The organism is Acinetobacter sp. 778_lipA (assembly GCF_058242985.1).
Genome location: NZ_JBZAYT010000001.1, coordinates 3,816,118 through 3,841,473 on the forward strand (window position 1 = coordinate 3,816,118; position 25,356 = coordinate 3,841,473).

General features: G+C 39.5%; 24 protein-coding genes and 1 pseudogene. 5 read left to right on the forward strand and 20 right to left on the reverse strand.

What is annotated here, in order from left to right; genetic code table 11:
* Nucleotides 1-4: 4 nt before the first annotated feature.
* Both AC4CUY_RS18040 and rsfS read left to right on the forward strand, forming a co-directional pair.
* On the forward strand, nt 5-799 hold the full coding sequence (locus AC4CUY_RS18040) for a hydroxypyruvate isomerase family protein (RefSeq protein ID WP_419358844.1): 795 nt from the start codon (nt 5-7) through the stop codon (nt 797-799).
* Between the two features lie 102 nt (nt 800-901).
* Nucleotides 902-1,303, forward strand: a complete 402-nt coding sequence (gene rsfS, locus AC4CUY_RS18045) for a ribosome silencing factor (protein ID WP_336953562.1) — start codon at nt 902-904, stop codon at nt 1,301-1,303.
* A gap of 94 nt (nt 1,304-1,397) precedes the next feature.
* Here rsfS and AC4CUY_RS18050 read toward each other — a convergent pair whose 3' ends face one another.
* The 14 genes and pseudogenes from AC4CUY_RS18050 to AC4CUY_RS18115 all read right to left on the reverse strand — a co-directional run bounded on the left by AC4CUY_RS18050 (nt 1,398) and on the right by AC4CUY_RS18115 (nt 15,574).
* Nucleotides 1,398-2,609 carry an ammonium transporter gene (locus tag AC4CUY_RS18050; RefSeq protein WP_490774534.1) on the reverse strand — a complete coding sequence of 404 codons (1,212 nt, stop codon included), beginning with the start codon at nt 2,607-2,609 and terminating at the stop codon, nt 1,398-1,400.
* A gap of 380 nt (nt 2,610-2,989) precedes the next feature.
* Complete coding sequence (locus AC4CUY_RS18055) at nt 2,990-3,661, reverse strand: 4'-phosphopantetheinyl transferase family protein (RefSeq protein WP_483770616.1); 672 nt, start codon at nt 3,659-3,661, stop codon at nt 2,990-2,992.
* Nucleotides 3,662-3,720: 59 nt separating this feature from the next.
* A complete protein-coding gene (gene der / locus AC4CUY_RS18060; RefSeq protein WP_004725892.1) occupies nt 3,721-5,130 on the reverse strand; it encodes a ribosome biogenesis GTPase Der in 1,410 nt (469 codons plus the stop codon).
* Between the two features lie 200 nt (nt 5,131-5,330).
* Complete coding sequence (gene bamB, locus AC4CUY_RS18065; RefSeq protein ID WP_336953559.1) at nt 5,331-6,479, reverse strand: outer membrane protein assembly factor BamB; 1,149 nt, start codon at nt 6,477-6,479, stop codon at nt 5,331-5,333.
* Complete coding sequence (locus AC4CUY_RS18070) at nt 6,479-7,180, reverse strand: YfgM family protein (RefSeq protein ID WP_490774535.1); 702 nt, start codon at nt 7,178-7,180, stop codon at nt 6,479-6,481. Before AC4CUY_RS18070 ends, bamB begins: the two co-directional genes overlap by 1 nt.
* 30 nt (nt 7,181-7,210) lie before the next feature.
* Entirely contained in the window at nt 7,211-8,506 is a 1,296-nt protein-coding gene (gene hisS / locus AC4CUY_RS18075) for a histidine--tRNA ligase (RefSeq protein WP_419819972.1), read from the reverse strand.
* Nucleotides 8,503-9,618, reverse strand: a complete 1,116-nt coding sequence (ispG, locus tag AC4CUY_RS18080) for a flavodoxin-dependent (E)-4-hydroxy-3-methylbut-2-enyl-diphosphate synthase (protein WP_490774536.1) — start codon at nt 9,616-9,618, stop codon at nt 8,503-8,505. The genes hisS and ispG overlap by 4 nt, the downstream gene beginning before the upstream one ends.
* A gap of 21 nt (nt 9,619-9,639) precedes the next feature.
* Nucleotides 9,640-10,428, reverse strand: coding sequence for a helix-turn-helix domain-containing protein (locus AC4CUY_RS18085; RefSeq protein ID WP_419358835.1), 789 nt, complete (start codon nt 10,426-10,428; stop codon nt 9,640-9,642).
* Nucleotides 10,419-11,222, reverse strand: a pseudogene (gene pilW, locus AC4CUY_RS18090) (type IV pilus biogenesis/stability protein PilW). Before pilW ends, AC4CUY_RS18085 begins: the two are co-directional and overlap by 10 nt.
* 65 nt (nt 11,223-11,287) lie before the next feature.
* Complete coding sequence (gene rlmN, locus AC4CUY_RS18095; protein ID WP_419327666.1) at nt 11,288-12,532, reverse strand: dual-specificity RNA methyltransferase RlmN; 1,245 nt, start codon at nt 12,530-12,532, stop codon at nt 11,288-11,290.
* 178 nt (nt 12,533-12,710) lie between these two features.
* Complete coding sequence (gene ndk / locus AC4CUY_RS18100) at nt 12,711-13,142, reverse strand: nucleoside-diphosphate kinase (RefSeq protein WP_004725878.1); 432 nt, start codon at nt 13,140-13,142, stop codon at nt 12,711-12,713.
* Nucleotides 13,143-13,285: 143 nt separating this feature from the next.
* The gene (iscX, locus tag AC4CUY_RS18105; protein ID WP_004725877.1) at nt 13,286-13,486 is read right to left on the reverse strand and encodes a Fe-S cluster assembly protein IscX; all 201 of its coding nucleotides are present in this window, start codon (nt 13,484-13,486) and stop codon (nt 13,286-13,288) included.
* 218 nt (nt 13,487-13,704) lie between these two features.
* On the reverse strand, nt 13,705-14,256 hold the full coding sequence (locus tag AC4CUY_RS18110; RefSeq protein ID WP_004725875.1) for a phosphatase PAP2 family protein: 552 nt from the start codon (nt 14,254-14,256) through the stop codon (nt 13,705-13,707).
* A gap of 31 nt (nt 14,257-14,287) precedes the next feature.
* Nucleotides 14,288-15,574: a glycosyltransferase family 4 protein gene (locus tag AC4CUY_RS18115; RefSeq protein ID WP_336953553.1), complete on the reverse strand. Its 1,287-nt coding sequence runs from the start codon at nt 15,572-15,574 to the stop codon at nt 14,288-14,290.
* Nucleotides 15,575-15,714: 140 nt separating this feature from the next.
* On the opposite strand from AC4CUY_RS18115, the gene AC4CUY_RS18120 reads away from it, so the two are divergent.
* Nucleotides 15,715-16,245: a hypothetical protein gene (locus AC4CUY_RS18120; RefSeq protein ID WP_490774537.1), complete on the forward strand. Its 531-nt coding sequence runs from the start codon at nt 15,715-15,717 to the stop codon at nt 16,243-16,245.
* A gap of 109 nt (nt 16,246-16,354) precedes the next feature.
* On the opposite strand, the gene AC4CUY_RS18125 is transcribed toward AC4CUY_RS18120, so the two are convergent.
* From AC4CUY_RS18125 to AC4CUY_RS18150, 6 genes are all read right to left on the reverse strand, one after another.
* A complete protein-coding gene (locus AC4CUY_RS18125) occupies nt 16,355-17,185 on the reverse strand; it encodes an XAC2610-related protein (protein ID WP_419327668.1) in 831 nt (276 codons plus the stop codon).
* Nucleotides 17,186-17,392: 207 nt separating this feature from the next.
* Nucleotides 17,393-17,671, reverse strand: a complete 279-nt coding sequence (locus AC4CUY_RS18130; protein WP_490774538.1) for a hypothetical protein — start codon at nt 17,669-17,671, stop codon at nt 17,393-17,395.
* 124 nt (nt 17,672-17,795) lie between these two features.
* Nucleotides 17,796-18,086 (reverse strand): hypothetical protein, encoded by a 291-nt coding sequence (locus AC4CUY_RS18135; RefSeq protein WP_419327670.1) that lies wholly within the window; start codon nt 18,084-18,086, stop codon nt 17,796-17,798.
* Nucleotides 18,087-18,177: 91 nt separating this feature from the next.
* Nucleotides 18,178-19,194 carry a ketol-acid reductoisomerase gene (ilvC, locus tag AC4CUY_RS18140; RefSeq protein WP_004725869.1) on the reverse strand — a complete coding sequence of 339 codons (1,017 nt, stop codon included), beginning with the start codon at nt 19,192-19,194 and terminating at the stop codon, nt 18,178-18,180.
* A 149-nt stretch (nt 19,195-19,343) separates the two neighbouring features.
* A complete protein-coding gene (gene ilvN, locus AC4CUY_RS18145) occupies nt 19,344-19,835 on the reverse strand; it encodes an acetolactate synthase small subunit (protein WP_004725868.1) in 492 nt (163 codons plus the stop codon).
* Nucleotides 19,832-21,559 carry an acetolactate synthase 3 large subunit gene (locus AC4CUY_RS18150; protein WP_336953549.1) on the reverse strand — a complete coding sequence of 576 codons (1,728 nt, stop codon included), beginning with the start codon at nt 21,557-21,559 and terminating at the stop codon, nt 19,832-19,834. Before AC4CUY_RS18150 ends, ilvN begins: the two co-directional genes overlap by 4 nt.
* A 575-nt stretch (nt 21,560-22,134) precedes the next feature.
* On the opposite strand from AC4CUY_RS18150, the gene AC4CUY_RS18155 reads away from it, so the two are divergent.
* Nucleotides 22,135-22,530 carry a DUF4124 domain-containing protein gene (locus AC4CUY_RS18155; RefSeq protein ID WP_336953548.1) on the forward strand — a complete coding sequence of 132 codons (396 nt, stop codon included), beginning with the start codon at nt 22,135-22,137 and terminating at the stop codon, nt 22,528-22,530.
* 115 nt (nt 22,531-22,645) lie between these two features.
* A complete protein-coding gene (leuS, locus tag AC4CUY_RS18160; protein ID WP_490774539.1) occupies nt 22,646-25,282 on the forward strand; it encodes a leucine--tRNA ligase in 2,637 nt (878 codons plus the stop codon).
* Nucleotides 25,283-25,356 lie beyond the last annotated feature (74 nt).

Genomic DNA, 25,356 nt, shown 5'->3' on the forward strand with positions numbered 1-25,356 from the left:
TCTTATGACTAAACTCGCAGTAAACCTATCCTTGATTTTTACTGAAGTGCCGCTCATTGAACGCTTTGCTTTGGCACATCTTCATGGCTTCCACAATGTCGAAATTCAATTTCCGTATGAATTAAGCATTGAAGAGATTCAAGCACAGCTTGAACAATATGACCTCAGCCTTTGCCTGATCAACGTTCCCACCGGTGACTTGATGCAAGGTGGAAACGGTCTTGCTGGTGTGCCTGGTCGAGAACTAGCATTTCATCAAGCCTTAGAACTTGCAATTGAATATGCAGAAGCGCTCAATGTTCCAAACGTCAATATTTTAGCAGGTAAACAACCACAAGATGCCGACTTACTCCCCTGTTTAAATACATTGGCAAACAATTTAAAACTGGCTTGTCATCTGCTCTCTAATCGTGATATTCAGCCTGTATTTGAAATGATTAATGGTACAGACATGCCACGGTTCTTAGTTCAAAATATTGCACAAGGCCAAGAAATGTTAGAAGCAGTACAGCATCCTGCATTAAAAATGCAATTTGACTGTTATCACATGGCGATGATGGGCGAAGATGTACTGGCAGCCTTACAAGAAAATATTGATTGGATTGGGCACATCCAATTTGCTGACTGCCCTGGTCGTCACGAACCAGATACCGCACAAATTGATTATTCTGCAATTTTTTCATGGTTAAAACAAAGCGCCTACACAGGCTTTATTGCAGCAGAATACAAACCACAATCTCATTCAAATCAGTCATTTGCATGGAAAGAAAAATATTTTTCAAACAACCATAGCTATTAAATCAGTGTGTACTTAGGCAAACGATTGCATTGTATAATTTGTATTTTTTAGACAAAAGCGCTATATTAGAAGGTGAGATATTTTCTGGAAAATATACCTTATATGAATTTAGAACCATCGCCCAGCGCTTCTAATTCTCACGAACTTGCAATGAACACTCAAAATGAAGATGTACAGACTTGTTTAAAAGTCGTACAAGAAGCTCTACTTGATGTAAAAGCCAAAGATATTATTCAACTTGATGTCAGCGCTATTAGCAACGTTTCAGATGCAATTGTCATCGCGAGCGGGACATCAACACGCCATGTTAAAGCACTTGCTGACAATGTTGCTGAAGAAGCACGTAAAGCAGGCTTTCGCCCAATTGGTGTTGAAGGTGAACGAGACGCTGAATGGATCCTTATCGATTTAGGATTTGTAGTCGTACATGTGATGCTACCAACAGCACGTAAATTTTATGATCTGGAAAGTTTATGGCGTGCGACACCTGAAAGTGTTGCCTAACTTTTAATACAGAACTTAAATATAAAAAAAGCGACTTTATGTCGCTTTTTTTAGTGCTTGGCTTTTTTCAAAGCTTTATTTTTGAATCCTTAATTTAGTATGTATTACGCAATTTACAAATCAGTTTAAATAATAAGAATGCAACGCCAAAACTCCACACAAAATTTACCACAATCCCAATACTTTGATCGATAACACTGGCCTTGTTGGCTAAATTAATCACGGGGTTATCTGTCAAAGAAACAGCCAGTGTCCTCCATGCTCCACAAACACCATGTACCACAACAACTTCACGAATATGTTTAGAATCAATCCAATAAGCCAAAAAACGAGGTAAATATATGGTCAATAAGCCTGAGACTAAGCCAATAATCAATGCTGAAGATAAATTCACCAAGCCACAGCTTGCCGTTATCGCAACTAAACCACCTAAAGCACCTTTAATCATTTCAACCCATGAAATAATTTTATTATTCAATACCAAAGAAAAAACTAAGGATGCAACCATTGCCCCAAAGAGTGCAGCAAAAGCATTGACAACAATTAACCCAATATCCGCATAAAATGCCGAGATATAAACCACATTTAAACCTGACCACGCCAGCCAAAGAATAAAACCAGCCAATGCCAAAGATAAAATCTTATAATCCTCAAAGATTAAATCTTTTTTTAAGATTTCTTGTCGGTCGTGAGGTTTTAAGGTTAAATATCCCGCCAAAACGATCCAAGCCGCAGTGGAATGCACCACAGTTGATCCTGCAAAATCAATAAAGCCTAATTCTTTTAACCAGCCCTTGCCAAATAAGATATTGCCCCAGGTCCAGCTACTAAAGAACGGAAAGATCACACCTGCGATCATTAAACCGGTTATCCAGTTTACAAATAAAGGAACTTTACTCGGAATCACTCGTCCAACTACAGTGGTTATTGTCGTGGCCATCAAAGTATAAAAAAACAATAAATTCCAATGCCAGCCATGTAGCATGCCATTCATATATTTTTCGGAGTAGGCATCACCTGCAAGGAGAATTTTTGCGCAGAAGAAACCAAAAATAAGCGTTCCTAAAATTGCTGAAATATAATTAACCAATAATGCGGAAATTGACTTATAGGTATTTTCATATCCGCCTTCAACTACAGCAAAACCAGCTTGCATCAGAATGACAAATATTCCACCAAAGAATAAAAGCTCGTAGTTGGTAATGAGATTAAAAGCAGCAAGATCACTTTCTAAGCTTGAAGCAAAACTAAAATTTGGATAAAAAAATATGATGCAAATTAAGCTGATGAAGTATTTAAATCGCACTATATAATTAATCCTAACCTATCGCTTTTTCATCGCTTTAAATTCACAATAATTAGTATTTTCGCTACTTAATTATCATTTAATTTATCAAGTATAGAGAATTTCATGGAGAAATAAACTAATTTTTATGTAAAAAATATAGCTTCCAAAGTACACACGACTAGCAAGATTGTTTGTTCGTGATCGAGTACTATTTATTTTTATTTAAAGATAAGCAGCTTACATTTAACTGGATTTATTAAATAATGCCGATTTGCAATACAGGTGGCTTAAGGTTGAAAATTTCAACACTTAGACGTATAGATGCCACACTCCAATATGGAATAACGTTGTTGCAATTTATATGTTATGCAGAATGAAAACGTCTATACGGTCTTTAATTAGCCATGTTGAATGACTTGAATCTGTGGAAATGCAAAACCCTTACAGGATAATTCAGAACGCCATGCCACCGTAAGCATGACTCGGCTCAGCTGGAGATTTTGATAGGCAAAGCTGCCCAATAACGGATGCGTAGAGATCCCACCATCATTCATCACATGCACTCCAGTATTTAGCTCATTTAGACTCAAACGAATCCCTAGGCCCGATGCTTTTAAAATCGCCTCTTTTGTGGTCCACACCTTAAACCAAAAAGTAGGATCAAAGTCTAACGCTTGCCAAGCCTGATATTCTTGGGGATGAAAAGCATGTTTAGCTAAAGCCTCAAAGCGCACCTTTCGATCTAAGTCCTCAACATCTACACCCAAATCTTGGATCTGCTGGCTACTCGCCAAAGCATAATGGTGCTGGCTATGTGAATGATTCACGTGAAACTTTGGATAATCAATTAAATAGGGTTTACCAAAATCTGTTTTTTCAAAAGAGTGGTTACTGATTTCAACTGAAAAAATATCGGACAATAATTGGTTTCTATATTGATAGATCGCCTGTTTCAGTTCTTGGATCTGCCCCTTTCGATCGATCGAATGGTAAGTCGGAAGAATATTTTGAATAGAATTAACATCCAATTGAATAATACGATTCACAATCCATTCCCAAACATTTTTCATTATCTTAAATCAAAAAAACCCAAAGATCACTTTGGGTTTTAATGTGTTCAACGCTAAATTTAGCTTCTAAATTTCTTTTCAGCCTTTTTAAATTTCTGTACATAACGACGACGACGTGCTGCAACACGCTCATCAATTTGAGATTTACGGCCTTCAAATGGATTTTCAGCTGTTTTAAAGTCAACGCGAACCGGTGTACCTTCAAGGTTATACACTTTACGGAAGACATTTTCTAAATAACGACGATAATCCGCAGGGGTCTTATCAACCTTATTACCATGAATCACAATCGTTGGTGGATTTTGTCCACCCATGTGGGCATAACGCATTTTAATACGTTTACCACTGATCATTGGCGGTTGATGTGCTTCAGTTGCATCATTCAAAATCTGGGTTAATTTTGCAGGTGAAACTTTTAAGTGGGATGAATCATAAGCACGGTGAATAGTTGGATACATCTCCCCCACACCTGTTCCATGTAAAGCAGAAATCAAATGCACTTTTGCCCAAGGAATAAAGTCAAAACGACGATCAACATCTAATTTACATTGTTTGCGATCATACTCAGTCATGTTGTCCCATTTGTTAATGGCGATCACCATGGCACGACCAGCTTCGAGTGCATAACCGATCAAATGTAGATCTTGTTCAACCACACCTTCACGTGCATCTAAAACCACTACAATGACATGCGCATCTTTAATCGCTTGTAGGGTTTTTACGATTGAGAATTTCTCAATCATCTCATCAACTTTACCTTTACGACGTACACCAGCAGTGTCGATCAAGGTATATTGACGACCATCACGCTCAAACGGAATATAAATCGAGTCACGAGTTGTACCTGGTTGGTCAAAAGCGACAACACGATCTTCACCTAACAAACGGTTAACCAAAGTAGATTTTCCGACATTTGGACGACCAATAATTGCTAAACGTAGACCTGTTGCCTTATCGTGTTCTTCTGGGTTTTCATCTTCAGGGACATCCACCAAGATATCCTCAAGCATTTGTTGAACACCGCGGCCATGACTTGCCGCAACTTGTAAGGGTTCACCCATACCAAGTTTATAAAATTCAACTAATGCAGCTTCAGCGTGCACACCATCGACTTTGTTGGCAACCAAGTAAACCTTTTTACCAAGTGTACGCAATTCACGGGCAATCTGCTCATCAGAAGCCAGTAGCCCAGCCCGTGCATCGACAACAAAAACAATAATATCAGCTTCATTAATCGCAGTTTTGGACTGCTCTGCCATATATGAGTCGATACCACCTTCATTTTCACCGATACCCCCAGTATCAACGACAATGAAAGATTTATTTTCATAAGTTGCATCACCATATTTACGATCTCGGGTAAGACCAGCAAAATCAGCAACGAGTGCATCACGGCTCTTGGTAATCTGGTTGAATAACGTTGATTTGCCGACGTTTGGACGACCAATGAGCGCAATTACGGGTTTCATAAAATAACCTTTATTCAAGATCAGCCAGTATGACTGGTCTGAACATCAGAAATGTATAGGAAGAAGAATAGGAAAAACCTAAAATAAAAACACGGGGTATTGATTTTCAATCACCCCGTGTATGGAATTCATACGGATTGCTCTATTTTAACACAAGACTAAAAAAATAGAGAATCCTAATCGTGTCTGTTGATTAACTGTTAACGACTTTGCCAGATACTCATAGCACCTTTGCGTGTCGAAACATAAACTTGATTGTCAATCACTCTCAAAGTACGGACTTCACCACTGGTTTTAGCACGCCCTAAAGTTGTTCCAGTATTTGGATCAATTTGATGTAAATAACCATCTAAATCACCCACAACAAGATTTGAACCGAGCAATACAGGGTTGCTTAAGTTACGATTGAGCAGTTGCTCATTTTTCCAAAGTTGCTGACCTGTAATCAAGTCATAAGCAATAATCTGACCATCAGTTTGCGATACGATGACTTTACCATCAGTCACTTCTGGACGGTTGATACTGCTTGAGTTTTCACTCCACAAAACGCGTTGTGAAGCCAAATCTAGAACAGTGACTTGACCTTGGAAACTTGTCGTAACCACATACTGTCCTGAAACAACAGGCTCACTGTCCACATCAATCAAACGCTGAATATCAGAACGCCCTTCAGATACCGCAACACGACGTTGTAAACGCGGTACACCCGCAAGGCTATCTATTGCAAAAATATAGCCAGTAGAGGTACCGATAAGCACTGTACGTGGATCTAGACTAACTGGAGTGGCTTGGCCTCTTAAGCTAAATGAAGCGCTTGGTAATTTATAAGTCCACGCTTGCTGACCTGTCGCAACATCTAAGGCATAAACTGTACCGTCATTTGCAACCACAATCACACGACCAGATTGAATCAAAGCAGAACTGATAATTGCTCCCGACAATTGCGCAGACCATTTGGTCCCACCTGTCGCTTGATCTAATGCAAAAACATGCCCTTTTTGGTTACCCACAATAACCACGCCATCTGCCGCTTCAACACCAGAACTTAAGCCGTCTTTGGTCACTTTAGCATTCCATAGACGCTGTTTACCTTTATAGGCAGCCACTTCGCCTTTTGGATCTAAAGCAAACACAACACCATTGTCTGTATCTAAACGTAGACGTAATGCATCTTCACTGCTGGTCGAAGATACACTGGTCGAAAATACTTGAACCAAGCTCGAGGCTTGTGCAACTTTAGGCAGTGGATTAGGCTTAATCTTCACTTCTTTCGTCTTATTACTTGAACAGCCGATTAAAGCGATTGATAAGATTGCTAAAGCAAAAGGTATTTTAAAATTTCTATCCATTAAGACTCATCCACTTGTGTTGCTAAAATTGGGCGTTCAAGATCAGGATCTTCTACTAATACGCCAACACTTTCGAGTTTAATTTGTAAAATTTGACGTTCTTGTTTACGTTCAACGACCGCATTCCATGCTGCTTGATACGATTTTTTTGCATTTTCGGTGTCATTTTTTGCCACATAAATATCACCTTTCAACTCGTCAGCACTGGCCTGAAAAGCAGGATCATTCACAGCTGACAAGGTTTTCAAAGCTTCATCAAACTTCTTTTGCGCCAATTGTGCATCGGCAAGTTTTATTTTTACAACTTGTAACAAACCAGCATCTTTAATTTTAGAATTTTCAACTTTTTTGAGTTCACGCTCAGCCAATGCATAATCATTTTTATCGTAAGCAACTTTTGCCATGACAATTTGTGCTTGGATCGCTTGAACTGAATCAGGATTATCTTTCACAATTTTATCTGCTGATGCGACTAAAGCTGCAGTAACTTTAGCATTCCCATTAGCTGCTCTCGCCTCATCCATCAATTGCTGAACTTTGGCTGTCTCATTTTGATTTTCAGCCAGAGTTTTCTTTTGCCAATATTCCCAACCGAAAAAGGCAATCAATGCAATGAGGACACCTGTCACCATAGCTGAGCCATATTTCTTAAAAAATGACTTCACACTATCCAGTTGCTCATCATCAGTCATTGCACTCATTTGACTCCCCTTTTCCTTATGATTATCGGCTTATTTTGACGAAAATTTTTCTATGAAGAAAGGCACAATTTCAGTGACCTTAATTTCATATTGTTCTGCTGTCGCAAGTTCTTTGACTAAAACTTGTAGTGCTTCAGCCTCACGCTCTCCAAAGATCAAAGCATAGATAGCACCAGATTGGTCTGCTTTCTTCATTTGACTCTTCATTGAACCCTGTGAACCTGTTTTCAAACGAATTGTACTATTTAGAGCTTCAAGTTGATCACGAATTTGTTCAGCCAATACCAAAGCCTGACCTTGTGTTGCTGGATCTGATACCAAGAATAACTCGCATTCACGCACTGGCGTATTATCTTCAACTTGTTCAAGAAGCAATAATAAACGCTCCATACCCATGGCAAAACCAACTGCGGGCACAGATTGATCCGGCTTACCTTTAAGCTGTCCAACCAAACCATCATAACGACCACCCGCACATACTGTTCCTTGAGAACCTAAATGTGTGGTTGTCCATTCAAAAACAGTTTTGTTGTAATAGTCTAAACCGCGCACTAATTTTTGATTGATGACAAACTCAATACCCGCATTAGTTAAATACTGTTGCAATTGAGCAAAATGATTCAAACTTTCTTCTTTTAAGAAATCATGCAATTTTGGTGCATTTTCAAGAATTTGCTGAGTTCGAATATCTTTTGAATCTAAAATTCGTAATGGATTGGTGGTTAAACGACGTTGTGAATCTTCATCCAAATCAGCGTGATGTGCAGTAAGGAACTCAACCAACGCAGCACGATACTCTGCACGTTCATCCGACTCCCCCAACGTATTCAATTCAAGTTGAACTTTATCCGCAACACCCATGCGTTTCCATAAACGTGCAGTCATAAGAATCAGTTCAGCATCTTGATCAGGTGTCGCCACACCAAAAGTTTCCACACCAAATTGGTGAAACTGACGATAACGACCTTTTTGCGGTTTTTCATAACGGAACATCGGTCCAACATACCACACACGCGGATTTGCACCACGGAGTAAGTTATGTTCCAACATCGCACGTACACAACCCGCTGTGCCTTCTGGACGCAAAGTTAAAGATTCAGGTGGATTACCCTTATCGAAGAAAGTGTACATTTCTTTCTCAACGATATCAGTGGCATCACCAATTGAACGCTTAAATAAGTTGGTATGTTCAACCACTGGCAAACGGATTTGCTGATAACCGTATGCATCCATAAGCGATGCTAAGTGCTGCTCAAGACGTCTCCACGCAGGTGTTTGCGATGGAAGAAAGTCATTAAAACCTTTAATTGCGACAATTGAACTCATGATGAACTACGAATAATCTCTTTAGCTTTAGCTTTTTCAAGCTCTTGAACACGTTGACGAACCATGCTTTCGATTTCATCAACCAACTGATTTGTATCTATTAAGTGACTCTTTTCGCCATTACGATACACGAGTGAGCGCGGGCTTGCACCGACTATACCAATATCAGCTTCTTTTGCTTCACCCGGACCGTTGACTTTACAACCAATGACAGACACATCCATTGAGGTACGAATATCTTCTAACCGTTCCTCTAAAGCCTGCATCACTTTAATCACGTTAAACTCTTGACGTGAACAGCTTGGACAAGCAATAAAATTAATCCCATTTGACCGAAGGCTCAGAGATTTTAAAATATCAAAACCAATTTTTACTTCTTCTTCAGGCTCAGCTGCCAATGATATACGCATGGTGTCACCAATGCCATCCAACAGCAAACCACCTAAAGCAATCGCAGATTTCACTGAACCGGTACGATAAATCCCAGCTTCAGTTACACCTAAATGTAATGGATTATCAATTTGAGCAGATAATAAGCGATAAGCATCCATTGTTAAAAATACATTTGATGCTTTTACTGAAATTTTAAACTCATGGAAATTTAAACGATCCAATATATCGATATGACGCATTGCAGATTCAAGTAAAGCCTGACCTGTTGGTTCACCATATTTCTTTTGGATATCTTTTTCTAAAGACCCTGCATTGACACCAATACGCATGGAAATATCATGATGACGTGCAGCTGCAACAACTTCACGAATCTTAGCTTCAGAACCAATATTACCTGGATTGATTCGTAAACAATCCGCACCCATATCGGCAACTTTCAAAGCGATCTTATAATCGAAATGAATATCTGCAACCAATGGTACAGTGACACGTTTACGAATTTCACCAAAAGCTTCAGCAGCTTCCATAGTCGGTACAGAAACACGCATGATGTCCGCACCCACATCCGCACAGCGTTGAATCTGCGCAACTGTTGCATCTACATCACAGGTTTCAGTATTGGTCATACTTTGAATACTGATAGGTGCATCACCACCGACATACACCGAACCTACACGTATTTTACGAGTGGGACGGCGCTTGATTGGATTCTCAATCATGATCTTATCTACTCTTGCCCATTAACGTGACAAACGGAATTCTGCTTTTCCGTTCACTGTATATGGAGACAATGAAATCTGTTCATTATTAAGGCTTAATGACACAGCAGTTGCATCATCAAGGCGAATTTGGAATGGTGATTGGCCATTGACAGTTAAAGCAGCCGACTGACGACCAGTCGCCAAAACTTTTCCTGTACTATCTACGATATGTACAGAAGTAGGATGACTGAAATTCAACACCATTTGATCACCTGAAGTTGCTGTAGCATTGTTTAAATTCAACACTTCTACTTCTGATTCTTGTGGTTTGCTATCTACATCAGTACTTTTACCCGATGTTATTTTTTGAATTCCAGCAATCACAGCCCAAATCACAGCAATCGCAACAATGGCAATTAAAATTCGCTTTAGCCACTTTTTATTACGATCACTGTTTGAGCCAGGCAGTTTCCCCATAATTTTGATTGGGGAATTGTTCAATGCATGATTTGGTAAAAGCCCTGTATCATTTTGATAAATTTCATCAAAACGCTGAATGACTACTGTTGCATCAACACCTAAAAACTTGGCATATGAACGATAATAACCTTTAATAAAGGTTGCTTCTGGCAAAGACTTATACTCATCTTGTTCCAATGCTTGTAAGGTTTTTACAGGCATTTTTAGTTCGTTTGCAACATCTTTAATGTCTAGGTTCTTGGAGACTCGAATTTGACGCAAGTACTCACCTGGACGTTGAACATTTCCTAAGCCATTAGATGCTACGTTTGAACCTGTAGGTTGCTGTGAATTAGGATTTACTTCCATACGGCCTCAGTACTGTACTGTAATTGCAGATAACGTTGATATTCTTTACTGTCCGGGAATAATGCACGTAGTTGGTTCACCAACACTTGCATTCCCATCTGATCATTATTGGCACGTGCAATACGTAAACCAATCCAAAGTGCTCTAGCACCTTGTTAGTCCTGACCTACTAAACGAACATATTGCTCATAGAGTTGACTTGCTTGTACACTTTTTTGTTGCAAATAGAAAATCTCTGATAACTCTACCAGAGAAATAATCGAATCGCGATTGACTTGTAAAGCTTGTTTGAATGCTTTTTCAGCATTTGCCACATCACCTACTTTTAAATAAACTCGACCTAGATTTTCTAAAGCTTTGTAACGTTGGTCATAACCAAGCGTAGTACCAGCTATACTCAACTGTTCTATCGCATCATTATAGCGCTCAGTAACAAATAAATATGTTCCATAATTATTACGAGCTTGTGCATTTTTTGAGTCACTGGAAATCGCACGCTTAAAATAGCCATCCGCTTTTTCCAGACTAATCTTACTTCCTTCTTGTTGCAGTAAGACACCCATCATCATATTTGCCGCTGAATCACGTGAATCAGTTTCTAAAGCTTGATCTAATGCACGTTTTGCAGCATCTAAATCACCTGTACGGATATATTCAGCAGCAAGCTGAGTACGTACTTTAACGGCTTTTTCAGGATCTTTTTTTATTATTGTGTCTGAATTTGTCGTTTGACAACCCTGTACGACCAATGCAGATAAACCAATTGCCAATATTACAACTGCTTTTTGATACATCGATTTTCTCAAAGTCAGCCCCTGCTTATTTGTTGATATAAATGTATGCCTACAAATCTTTAAGCTTATGAACGGATAATCTCACCACGTTCAGCAACTTTCTTTTTCCACTGCTCTGCACGACGGGTACGATCTGCCACTTGCCCGACCAACTGCCCACACGCCGCATCAATATCATCACCACGTGTCTGACGAATCGTACACACAAAACCTGCATCAGACAAAGTTTTTTGGAAAGAAATAATACGATTTCGACTTGAACGGCCATATGGCGCATGCGGAAAAGGATTGAATGGAATTAAATTAATTTTACTTGGTAAGTTTTTCAGTAACTTAATCATTTGCTGTGCATGTTCAGGATGATCATTCACACCCTCCAACATTACATATTCAATGGTGACATGTTTACGAGAACTTTCATTACCATCTTTGGCAATATAACGCTGACATGCAGCAATTAATTGTGCTAATGGATATTTTTTATTAATCGGCACCAATTCATTACGTAATTCATCATTTGGCGCATGTAAAGAAATCGCCAAAGCCACATCTATATCTTGTGCCAATTGGTCAATTTTGGGTACAACACCTGAGGTTGATAATGTAACTCGACGTTTAGACATTCCGTAAGCGAAATCATCTAACATGATATTCATTGAGCTCAATACAGCGTCATAATTGAGTAATGGCTCACCCATTCCCATCATCACCACATTGGTTACCGAGCGCTCACGTTCAGCAACAGGTACTTCTTCCATATAAGAATAGTTGGCCACCCATAACTGTCCAATGATCTCATCAGGGGTTAAATCACGCTGAAAACCTTGTTTTCCAGTTGAACAAAATGAGCAATCTAAAGCACAGCCCACTTGTGATGAAATACACAGTGTTTTACGTAAACCTGTTTTATCTTCTGCCGGAATCAATACCGTTTCAACCAAAGAGCCCGCACCATCGCCAACACGGAATACCCACTTACGGGTTCCATCTTTCGAATAGTTACGATGCACTACTTCCGGCGCTTTGATTTCACAAATTCTTTCTAGTTTTTCACGCAACTTTCCTGAAATATTGGTCATTTCAGCAAAATCAGTGATAAAAAATTGATGCATCCATTTCATTACCTGCCCAGCACGGAATTTTTTCTCGCCGATTTCTTCGAAGAATTTTTCCAATTGCGGACGTGACATGCCAAGTAAATTCACTTTCTGCACATTTGCAGTCTGAATACGATCAGCCTGTGCAGATTTTGATGATGCAGGCTGCTGTTCATCTAGATTTAACGATGAAGCGACAACTTCAGAATTCATGGGGATTACCTAAATCATGCCGTAGTAATAAAACATATTGACCAATATTTAGCCAAATAAAGCAACAAAAATAAAAAAACCAGACAAGTAGTATATCACCTATCTGGTTTCGGGTCTGTTATCAATTCATAAATCGGAGATTTATTCGTATAGAAAAAAAGACCCTAGATACGTCGAATTAACGAGTACGTGGGCAAACTTCAGTTTGAGCGAAGAAGTAATTTACTTCACGGTCAGCAGATGCAACTGAGTCAGAACCATGCGCAGCATTTTCATCGATGCTTACAGCGAAATCTGCACGGATTGTACCAGGAGCAGCTTCTTTAGGGTTTGTAGCACCAAGAATTTCACGGTGAGCAAGAACTGCGTTTTCACCTTCAAGAACAGATACTACAACAGGACCAGAAGTCATGAATGCAACAAGGTCACCAAAGAAACCACGTTCTTTATGCTCAGCATAGAAACCTTCAGCTTCTGCTTTAGAAAGGTGTTTCATTTTAGTCGCAACGATTTTAAGACCAGCTTTTTCGAAACGAGCAAAGATGTCACCAATGTGGTTTTTAGCAACTGCATCTGGTTTTACGATAGATAAAGTACGTTCAATAGCCATGAGTGGCTCCTTTAGTCAAATTGACACGAAAATTTGGGCGCATTATACCGAATAATGAACAATTTTCTGCTTTTAATCTGTAAAAAATTTGGATTTTTCGATGCGCTGTGACGTTTAGCATCATTCAGCAACATCTCAAGCCATTAATTCGCTTCATCAATCCATGCCATTTGAATGGCTTCTAGCAGACCTTCAGTCGATTTGGTTGGATCATCACTAAATTCTGGCAATGCACAAATCCATGCATGCATATCGGTAAAACGCACCCATTGTGGATCCACATCTGGATGCGCTTCACTGAGTTCAATTGCGATATCAATTGTATCTGTCCAACGTAAGCCCATATCAGGTCTTCCTTTGCTCAATTTAATTCTGCTACTGTATCAAATCTCAATTCATTCAGAAATAAATCATTCTAGACATTTACAAGATTCACCACGGATTCAAGCGTTTAATTTACAAGACGGATTGAATTGAGTCAGTTATTCAAAGTTAAAACCTTGATGATCAAAATCATCAGATTCTTTAAAAATAAAATTACAGACCAGCAGTAAGTAAACCATCATAACATCACTCCTAAATATGGTGCGCTTAACACAATCAAACTCGCGACACTTGCACCAATCAGTGCGCCAACAATGACATCGCTTGGATAATGCAGACCTAAAACCATCCGCGATAACGCCACAAGAATGGTAAAAGGCATCATAATAAACAACATCACTGGCTGAATATAACCAAACACAATTGTGACCATGACCGCATGTAACGTATGACCTGACGGAAAGCTAAAATGATCCAATGGTCGTTCACCCAGAATAATGACTTGATGAACTTGATAAGGTCGTGGTCGCACTGTTTTATGCTTTAAGAACTTATAAATTCCTGTTCCTAAAAGTCCCATAACAACGACATAAAGAAGTTGCAGACCATAGATCCAGCTTTTTTGTAGCCAAATCAGAACCAACATTGCGCACCAGAAAGGACCATCTCCCAAACGGCTCACAGTTTTAAAGAACGTCGCAATACTTTGGGTATGCGATAAATTATTGAGATATAAACAACCTCTAAGGTCGAGATCGAGCATTTTTATTTTGGTATTTTTAAAATTCATTTTCCACTCTCCTCTCATTATTTGAGATGAACTAGGTCAGTCGTTTTGCATACTGCGTTACCTGGTATAGTGCTTCTTCGAATTGTTGTACGGGATGTTGCCATCCGATGCTTTGCACATCATGCATCGCTTGTTGCCCGAAACGTTTGAGTGTGCTGTTATCTGGAATATCTAATACATGTTGAGTGAATTGCTTGATGTCTCCAATTGGACATAACCAGCCATTCTGTGCATGTCTGCCATGAAGTTGAGCACAGGCATAGTCATAAGCAATAATCGGTAAGCCACTCGCCATCGCTTCGATAACGACATTCCCAAAGGTTTCTACTTGACTTGCAAAAACAAAAACATTTGCACTCGCATAGGCTTCAGCAAGTTGTGTGCCAGTTAGACTGCCCATAAAAATCACATGTTCAGCACCGGGCATTTTTTCTAAACGACCACGATCTGGACCATGCCCTACCAGCACCAACTTTACTTTTCGTTGTGCTTGTTGTCGCAGTTCAGAATAGGCATCAATCACCACATTGACTTCTTTTTCAGAAGACAAACGCCCAACATAGATCAAGACTGTGGTGTCTTCATCTGCACCCCACTGTTGTCTCAACTGTTCGGAGTAGCGTTGTGATGAAAACCGTTCAGTATCAATTCCTCGCCCGACCACAACCAATGGACAGGTCACACCAAACTCACGTAATGCTTGTTCTGTATCACGGCTTGGCACACAGGTCAGTTGCGTTGCGTTATGGAACCATCTCAAATAACTTTGAATTGGTTTGACCAAGAATGCTAAATCAAAGAAACGGCTAAATTCTTGGAATTGTGAATGAAAACCACTTGATACCGGAATTCGTCGTGTCTTTGCCGCATGCAGCGCAGTAAAGCCTAAAGGCCCTTCAGTCACGATATGCACCACATCAGGTGAAAATGCTGAAATCGCTTGAGAGACTTTTAGAAATTGGGGCCAGCCAAACTTCATGTCTGGATATTTCGGAATTGATTGCCCAGTCACCAAACACTCTTTATTTGGGCTAAAGTCTTGACATTGGGTCTTTTGTGCAGGGCGAATTAGTAATATTTTATGGCCTTGGTTTTGTAAGCCTTTACACAGTTGCATTAAAGACAAAGCAACACCATTGATTTCTGGTGGCCATGTTTCAGTCACGATTGCAATTTTTAGTCGAGGTCGGGATAAGTCACGAATAAGCTGGTCTTTATTCGTATCGATTTTTTTCTTGTTTGGATTAAAATAAAATTTAAAGTTATCGGGAAAATCTTGTTGTTTAAATTGCAAGGTGTTCGCGTACGGTTTATTCATACGATACCTAATCTCTTCATTTTTGAATAGATTAGGCTAAGTTTTTGACATTTTAATGATTATTTCGTGACATTTCTTTTACAATATGACATGTACTTAGCTTACTCCTTAGAATATTACACACTTAAAAAGTAAAACTCATGAAAATTTATGTATATACAGCAATGCTTTCCAGCATTTTATTGACTACAAATTGCTTTGCAAAAGAAGACTGTTCGATCAGCACTTTACAACTTAAGCAAGAGTCTTCCATAACACAACACTTCTTTACAGGGACGTGCCATTATAGAAATCAAGAATTTTCCTTAGCCGCCACCCAATGGGCGAAAACAATTCAAATTAGACCCGTAAATGCAAAATTTAATCAGCTCCAAATTGACAGCATGAATAATCTAGGCTTTTTATTATTTTATGGATTTGGTGTAACCCAAAATCGTCAAAGAGCACTAACACTTTGGCATACAGCATCGGACTTAGGACAAACTGAATCTACTTTCCATCTATGCCATGCCTACGCTGAACCAGAAGATCGAGTTTATAATTATCAAAAAGCGCAACAATATTGCCCACAGGCCTTAAAGCACTATGCAACTAAAAAAGGAGGAGAATCAGAAAAACAAATGATTGTGAAATATATCCAACAACTCAACAACGCGAAAAAATTGAATTAAAAACTTAGTTCAAATATTTATTCAAATCCAATAACAAATATGGATTTCACTAAGCCTCGCTTTAAAACTTAGCCTTGTAAAATCCATCATTGTGCTTGTAACAACAAAATCAGTTTTGTATAGCAATACGATTTAACAAACCATTCTGAACTTGATAAAGCTGTCCATTACCAAAATCAATTTGTTGTTTTTCACCATGTAAACTTGGGAAACCAACAATTTTTTCCAGTTGCGGAGAACGTTGAAATTGTTGTGTTTTCGGATTGTACATCCAGTAAATATAGCGTTTATCATCAACTGTACGACCTTGTGACAAGTCCGACACAATGACATCATAATAACCATCAAAATTAATATCCATATAGCCAATACTGTTTGGATAACCGCTAAAACCTGACAAGCTCTGTACCACTGTATTGTTGGTTTTATTTAATACATCAACACGTTTTAAGGTTTTTCCATAAGGACTATTAGCATCATCCTGACCATAAAATTTAAAGATAAAAACAGGTTTATTGCTGACTTTAAAAGCAGGCTCAAACTGTATCGACTGCCAAGCAGTATTTGGTTTCTTTAACAATGCTGCTTTAAACACGCCTGTATTTGCATTCAATAAACCAGTTAATTGATCACTACCATTTGCAGAAGAATCTGAATCAGCAGTGATCGACTTTAAATCCAACTGATCAGCTTTTTGTGTCCCTTTAAAATCTGTTGTTGTACCATCCATTAAATCGGTCAACACACCATGCGGATGAGCAACCCCCGCATAAAGGTTCATAAAGTATCGACCTTCACTCGACTTGAGCATACGTTGCATCGATACGCGTACGCCACTCAACGGTTTTAGCGCAGTGTTGGTCGAAGTGGACTGCGTTTCAGCAAAACTAAAGCATGAAATAGACAAAGTCGTCATTGCGATGAGAAGTTTAGATTTCATGCTTGAATACCACGTTTAACCATAATCAATAATGTGTAATTTATCACAAAATAAATTTTTGTTAGTTAAAAATTGCTACTCTAAAGATGACTTTAAAAAGCGCGATTTAGACGCGACCAATTGGCTGCTTGGCAACATGACCTTTTTTATTTAACTCCTCAGTGTACTTTAATTCATTACATGCTTTTGCGTTCGAGGGATCAAGCTTTAAGACTTTATAAAATATTGAGTAGCTTCATCCTGTTGATTTAATTCAATCAAACTCAACCCTAAACTCCATCTTACCCTCTGTTGAATCGCCAATCTTTTTTCTTCAGGCTCAAGCAAATACAGATGCTGTTCAGCAACTTTAAAACTTTCCAATGACGCTTGCCACAGCTTTTGTGCTTGCTGAATAAAGCCTGCCTCTTTTAAATACTCCCTATTGAAAGGTGATAGCGTTAAAGCACGTTTTAACTTAACTTGAGCATTTTTTAGATCATTCATTTCAATAAACGCATAAGCGACTTGAAAATATAAATCAGCCCAACAAGCTGAAAAACTCGAATATTTTTTGCTTTCCCATATCAAATGTTAGGTATTGCAAGATTTCAGCTGTTCCATTGGCAGCCTAGAGAGTGTCTTGGCTACTGTTTTGGTATTTTTCAAAATACTGAATTGCAGTCTGTAATGCTGCGATGACCTGTTGTGGATGAGCCGCATTTAAAGACTGTTTGGCTTTTTCTAAAGTATTGTGCGCAATCTTTTCATCGAGTAATTTATTTTGTGTATTTTGAAGCTGATTATGATTCTGCCTAGGCTTTTGCATAGAATCATCAACACTCACGTTCTGTGCATATACTGGATATATAGCACAACAGCCAAGCATACTGATGCTGACTAAATACATATTTAATGTCATGTTTTATTTTCTTTTTTTATTATTAATTTTAGCTAAAGTAAAACATAAAAAAAACCCACTCAAAAGAGTGGGCTTCGATAAAAACTAAAAATTAGTTCTTTTCTTTGTCTACGATTTTGTTGGCTTGAATCCAAGGCATCATCGCGCGTAATTTACCGCCAGTCACTTCAATACCGTGAGCTGCGTTTTGACGGCGACGAGCTGTCATAGATGGATAGTTCAATGCACCTTCTTGGATGAACATCTTCGCATATTCACCTGATTGGATACGTTTAAGTGCATTACGCATCGCTTCACGTGATTGCTCGTTGATAACTTCAACGCCAGTCACATATTCACCATATTCAGCATTGTTAGATACTGAATAGTTCATGTCTGCAATACCGCCTTCAAACATTAAATCAACGATTAATTTAAGTTCGTGCAAGCACTCGAAATAAGCCATTTCAGGTGCATAACCCGCTTCAACAAGCGTTTCATAACCCATTTTAACCAATTCAACAGCACCACCACAAAGTACTGCTTGCTCACCAAATAAGTCAGTTTCAGTTTCTTCACGGAATGAAGTTTCGATGATACCTGTACGACCACCACCTACACCTGAAGCGTAAGAAAGTGCAACGTTACGTGCATTACCAGAAGCATCTTGATGAATCGCGATAAGATCAGGTACACCTGAACCACGTTGGAATTCTGAACGTACAGTATGACCTGGTGCTTTTGGTGCAACCATGATCACGTCTAAATCTTTACGTGGCACAACTTGGTTATAAAGTACAGCGAAACCATGTGCAAATGCTAAAGTCGCACCTTCTTTGATGTTTGGTTCGATCACATCACGATAAAGCTGTGATTGAAACTCATCTGGCGTCAAGATCATCACTAAATCAGCTTGAGCAACAGCAGCTGGAACTTCAGCAACTTTAAGGCCTGCATTTTCAGCTTTTTTCCAAGAAGTAGAACCAGCACGTAAACCAACAGTAACGTCTACACCTGAGTCTTGAAGGTTTTGCGCGTGAGCATGACCTTGTGAACCATAACCAATGATCGCTACTTTTTTACCTTGGATGATAGATAAGTCGCAGTCTTTATCATAAAAAATTTGCATTGCTGTCTCCGCTAAAATGCTGTGTTTCCTCTTCCTATCCTGAAGATTATTGTTTTGAATCTTCTAGTCTAAGTCCCTCTCCTATTGCGAGGAGAGGTTATACATGAGGGAATAAAAAATCAAATAATTAATTACTGGTTGGGGTGCAACTAAAGTGAAAGAACTTTTTCACCACGAGCAATACCTGATACACCAGAACGAACAACTTCTAAAATTGTGTTTTCTGCAAGTGCATCAATAAAGCCATCAATTTTTTCAGTTGTACCCGCAATCTGAATAGTATAAGTCGTTGGTGTAACATCAACCACTTGAGCACGAAAGATATCCGCTGTGCGTTTAATTTCAGCACGTGCAGAACCCAAGGCTTTAACTTTAATCAGCATCAGCTCACGCTCAATGTGCGCGCCCTCTGATAAATCAACCACTTTAACCACTTCAACCAATTTATTCAGCTGTTTGGTGATTTGCTCAATTTTATGGTCATCACCATAAGTAGTTAATGTCAAACGTGACATGGTTGGATCTTCAGTTGGTGCGACATTTAAAGTTTCAATGTTATAACCACGTTGAGAGAACAACCCCACTAAACGAGAAAGCGCACCAGCTTCGTTTTCAACGAGTACAGAAATAATATGTCTCATTCAGTACGCTCCCCTTTAGACAACCACATATCTTGCATAGATTGACCTGCGATAAGCATTGGATATACATGCTCGGTACGATCAACCATCACGTTAATGAATACACATTTATCGTTAATCGCCATTGCTTCTCTAAGCTTAGATTCAAGCTCATCCGCATGGTCAATCTGGATACCTACATGACCGTAGGCTTCCATCAATTTTGGAAAATCTGGTAATGACTCAACATAAGAACTTGAATGACGTCCTTCATAGTTCATATCTTGCCATTGTTTCACCATACCCAAAGCACGGTTATTCAAGCAGAGAATTTTCACATTTAAGCCATATTGCTTACATGTAGAAAGTTCTTGGATACACATCTGAATCGATGCTTCACCAGTGATACACACCACTTGTTGATCTGGAAATGCAAGTTTCGCAGCCATGGCATAAGGTAAACCCACACCCATTGTGCCTAGACCACCTGAGTTGATCCATTGACGTGGACGTTTGTATTTGTAATACATCGCACCAAACATTTGATGCTGACCAACATCAGAAGTAATGATCGCTTCACCATTGGTTACTTTGTCTAATACTTCAACCACTTGTTGTGGTTTCATCACGCCATTTTCACCTGGCGCATAACGCAAACCATGTACTTTGCGCCATTCATTGATTTGTGACCACCATGCCGAGATTTCTTCAGGGTTTGGTTTAGAAACATTCATTTGTTTCAATTGAACCAACATCTCTTGAAGTACTGGCTCTACCGCACCCACGATTGGGATATGCGCCATAATGGTTTTTGAAATCGTCGCTGGGTCGATATCAATATGAATCACTTTTGCGTTGGTACAAAACTTCGCTGGATTATTGGTTACACGGTCATCAAAACGTGCACCGATCGCCAAGATAACATCAGCATTATGCATACTCATATTAGCTTCATATGTACCATGCATACCCAACATACCCAAGAATTGCTCATCATCGCCAGGGAATGCACCCAAACCCATCAGCGTATTGGTCACTGGGTAATTCAACAAATGCGCCAATTCAGTCAGTAATGCAGAAGCATTGCCCTGAACAACACCACCACCCGTATAAATCACAGGGCGTTTGGCATTAATAAGCTCATCAATAGCTTTACGAATTTGACCAGAATGACCTCGGTGAGGTGGCTGATAAGAGCGCATCTTCACTTTTTCAGGATATTCATAAGCAAATTTGTCGACAGGATTAGTAACATCCTTCGGAATATCAACCACAACAGGACCCGGACGACCTGAAGCAGCAATATAAAATGCTTTTTTAATAACGGCAGGAATTTCACTTGCATGACGCACTTGGAAACTATGTTTTACAATCGGACGAGAAATACCGACCATATCTGTTTCTTGGAATGCATCTTCACCAATAAGATGGCTGGCAACCTGTCCAGACAAAATCACCATTGGGATTGAGTCCATATAAGCTGTAGCGATTGGTGTTACAGTGTTGGTTGCGCCAGGTCCAGAAGTGACCAGTACTACACCTGTTTTACCAGTCACACGTGAGTAAGCATCTGCCATATGACCAGCAGCTTGCTCATGACGTACGAGGTAATGATTGATTTTATCTTGTTTAAATAGCGCATCATAAATATGTAATACTGCGCCGCCTGGATATCCAAAAACATGTTCAACGCCTTCGTCCGCCAATGCACGAACGAGCATTTCACCACCAGATAAAAGTTCCAACGTATTCACCCTAATCTTTATTCCACAGCGCTATGGGAGACACAGACTGTGTTTCATTCATTGATTGTGCGCTCTGTTATAGCACACATATTTACTAGTTTTTGCAGCAATAAAAAAATAAATCGTCACGCAGCTGTTTGAGCTGTATGAATCACTGAAATATGTTGGGATAAACATGCTTCGGTAGAGTCATTTTCTCGGCTTAGAGAAAATGTTATTGCTTGCTTTGATATTTTTACTCGAAGGGTGATCGAAAAAAACATCTGAAACTAAAGCAAGCATTTTTGTAGTTTTAGCGAACAAAGTCAAGGTTTCTATCAGGCTTTTTATTGTTTATTTACCAAGCGTTTATTTTTAAAACTATTCCTTTTTTTTGGTTGTCTTATAAATAAAATTTTCAAAGACTTATAAACCAATAAAATTGCAAAAGAATTATTTAAAATTTTATTTTTCTGTATAAAATAAATACGATTTCTAAAATACCCAGATCAAGCGAAAACAATCCGATGTATATTAGATAGCAGAATGATTTTTCGTTTTTATCTGAATAAAAAATGACTCAAAGGTTTTATAAAATGAAACAACGTCAACGCTTTGCACACACAGCTTTTGTATCGACAATTTTTGTCTTATTCTCTGTGATTGGGGTCAGCGCCAGTCATGCAAAACAGTATTATAAATGGGTAGACAGCAAAGGCTCTACCCATTACACCACCACACCGCCGCCGAAGAATGCGCGTAGTCAAAGCAAGGTGAATACTTATGGCTATCACGGAGATTCGACACCCACCAACCCAACGCCAACAACTCAGCCGCATACACCCCAAAATCAGCCACAAAATGGGCAACCACAAGGTACACAACCTGTAACTCCTGCACCAGTGGTTAACCCACCGAATATACAACAGCCCAATGTCGCACCACAAAATGGGCAAAATACACCTATTAGTGTTGCCCCAGTCAATAATTAAATTAAAAGTAAAATCACAAGTTTTTCAGATTTAAAAGCGCGCAAAATTCACTTTTTGATGGATTTTGCGCTATGCTGTGTGCACAGTTTTTTAACCATTATTCTCAAATACATTTATGACTACTCATATTGACCCTGAATATCAAGCAAATGCGATTGAGCCTCAAGTCCAAAAAGACTGGGAAGATCGCAAATCGTTTAAAGTTGCCGACACTGTAGAAGGTCCACGTCGTTATATCCTCTCGATGTTCCCTTACCCAAGCGGCAAACTGCATATGGGTCATGTGCGTAATTATACTATTGGTGATGTGATCAGCCGTTTTCACCGTCTCAAAGGTGAAACTGTGCTACAACCGATGGGTTGGGATGCTTTCGGCTTACCTGCTGAAAATGCAGCGATTGCCCATCAAGTTGCGCCAGCAAAGTGGACCTTTGAAAACATTGCATATATGCGCGATCAATTGAAGAAACTTGGTCTATCTGTCGACTGGGATCGCGAATTTGCCACCTGTACACCAGAGTATTACCACTGGGAACAATGGTTATTTGTACAGCTCTATAAAAAAGGCTTGATTTATCGCAAGCTGTCTACAGTAAACTGGGATCCTGTAGACCAAACTGTTCTTGCAAATGAACAAGTTGAAAATGGACGTGGTTGGCGTTCAGGTGCATTGGTAGAAAAACGTGATATTCCAATGTATTACTTCCGTATTACCGATTATGCACAAGAATTATTAGACGATTTAGATACATTAAAAGACGGTTGGCCACAACAAGTTTTAACCATGCAACGCAATTGGATTGGTCGTTCAACGGGTATGGACATAACCTTCCCGTCGGCAAATCCTGAAGTTTATGCAGATGGTTTAACGGTTTATACCACACGTGCCGATACCTTGATGGGGGTAACATATGTTGCGGTTGCAGCTGAACACCCTCTAGCGCTCAAAGCTGCTGCGATTCAATCTGAGGCAGGCAAGCCAGAACTTGCTGCCTTTATTGAAGAATGCCGTATGGGTTCTGTTGCAGAAGCGGATCTTGCGACTGCTGAGAAAAAAGGCATGGCAACAGGTTTATCAGTTAAACACCCTGTTACAGGTCAAGATATCCCTGTTTGGATCGCAAACTATGTATTGATGTCATATGGTTCAGGCGCGGTAATGGCCGTTCCTGCACATGATGAACGTGATTTTGAGTTTGCCAATAAATTCAACTTACCAATCAAACAAGTCATTGATGCTAAAGGCTCAGATGATGCCGAATATTCTGCGTCAGAATGGCAAGAATGGTACGGCTCTAAAGAAGGGAAATTGGTCAATTCAGCTGAATTTGACGGTTTAGACTTCCAAGCTGCTTTTGATGCATTCCTAAGCAAATTAGAACCACAAGGTCTTGCCAGCGCTAAAGTTCAATTCCGTTTACGTGACTGGGGTGTTTCTCGTCAACGTTACTGGGGTTGTCCAATTCCGATGATCAACTGTGACAAGTGTGGTCAAGTCACTGTTCCAGAAGATCAACTGCCAGTTGTTCTTCCAACAGATGTGGTTCCAGATGGTTCAGGTAATCCTTTAAATAAAATGCCTGAATTTTATCAAACAAAATGCCCAAGCTGTGGTGGTGATGCACGTCGTGAAACCGATACTTTGGATACCTTTGTAGAATCATCTTGGTATTATGCACGTTATGCTTCTCCTGATTTCACGGGTGGTTTAGTTAAACCTGAAGCTGCAAAATCTTGGTTGCCTGTAAACCAATATATTGGTGGTGTAGAGCATGCCATCCTACATTTACTTTATGCTCGTTTCTTCCATAAACTTATGCGTGATGAGGGTGTGGTACAAGGCAATGAACCATTTACCAACTTACTGACTCAAGGTATGGTTTTAGCGGATACCTTCTATCGTGAAGCGGAAAGTGGCAAAAAAACTTGGTTTAATCCTGCGGATATTGAGTTAGAAAAAGACGAGAAAGGTCGTGTACTTTCTGCTAAATATTCAGGTGATGGTCAAGACGTTGTGGTTGGTGGCCAAGAGAAAATGTCGAAATCGAAAAATAACGGTATCGACCCACAAGCGATTATTGACCAATACGGCGCAGATACTGCACGTGTATTTATGATGTTTGCTGCACCACCAGATCAATCTTTAGAATGGTCTGATGCGGGTGTCGAAGGTGCAAACCGTTTCTTAAAACGTGTATGGCGTTTAGTTGCAGGCTTCCTTGAAAAAGGCAACCATGCAACAGCAATTGATGCTTCGACACTTTCCACTGAAGCACAAGACCTGCGTCGTAAAACTCATGAAACGATTCAAAAAGTGGGTGATGACATCGAACGTCGTCATGCGTTCAATACTGCGATTGCAGCTTTGATGGAACTACTCAATGCCAGCAATAAGTTTGAAGCAAAAGATGACAACGATGTTGCTGTAGCACGTGAAGCGATTACCACTTTATTAACTTTACTTGCACCATTTGCACCACACTTAAGTCAGACCTTATTGACTGAGTTCGATATCGATTTAACTTCTGTACTGTTCCCTATGGTTGATGAGTCTGCATTAACACGTAATACACAAACGATTGTAGTTCAAGTCAATGGTAAGCTTCGTGGCAAGTTAGAAGTCTCTGTCGATGCATCGAAAGATGAATTATTGGCATTGGCTAAAGCATTACCTGAGGTTCAACAATTCTTAACGGGTCCAACCAAGAAAGAAATTGTGGTTCCAAATAAACTTGTGAATTTGGTGGTTTAATTTCCTGCTTAAATCCCCTCTCCTTCTAGGAGTGGGTTAGGGAGAGGTCATTCCCCTCATCCTAACCTTCTCCC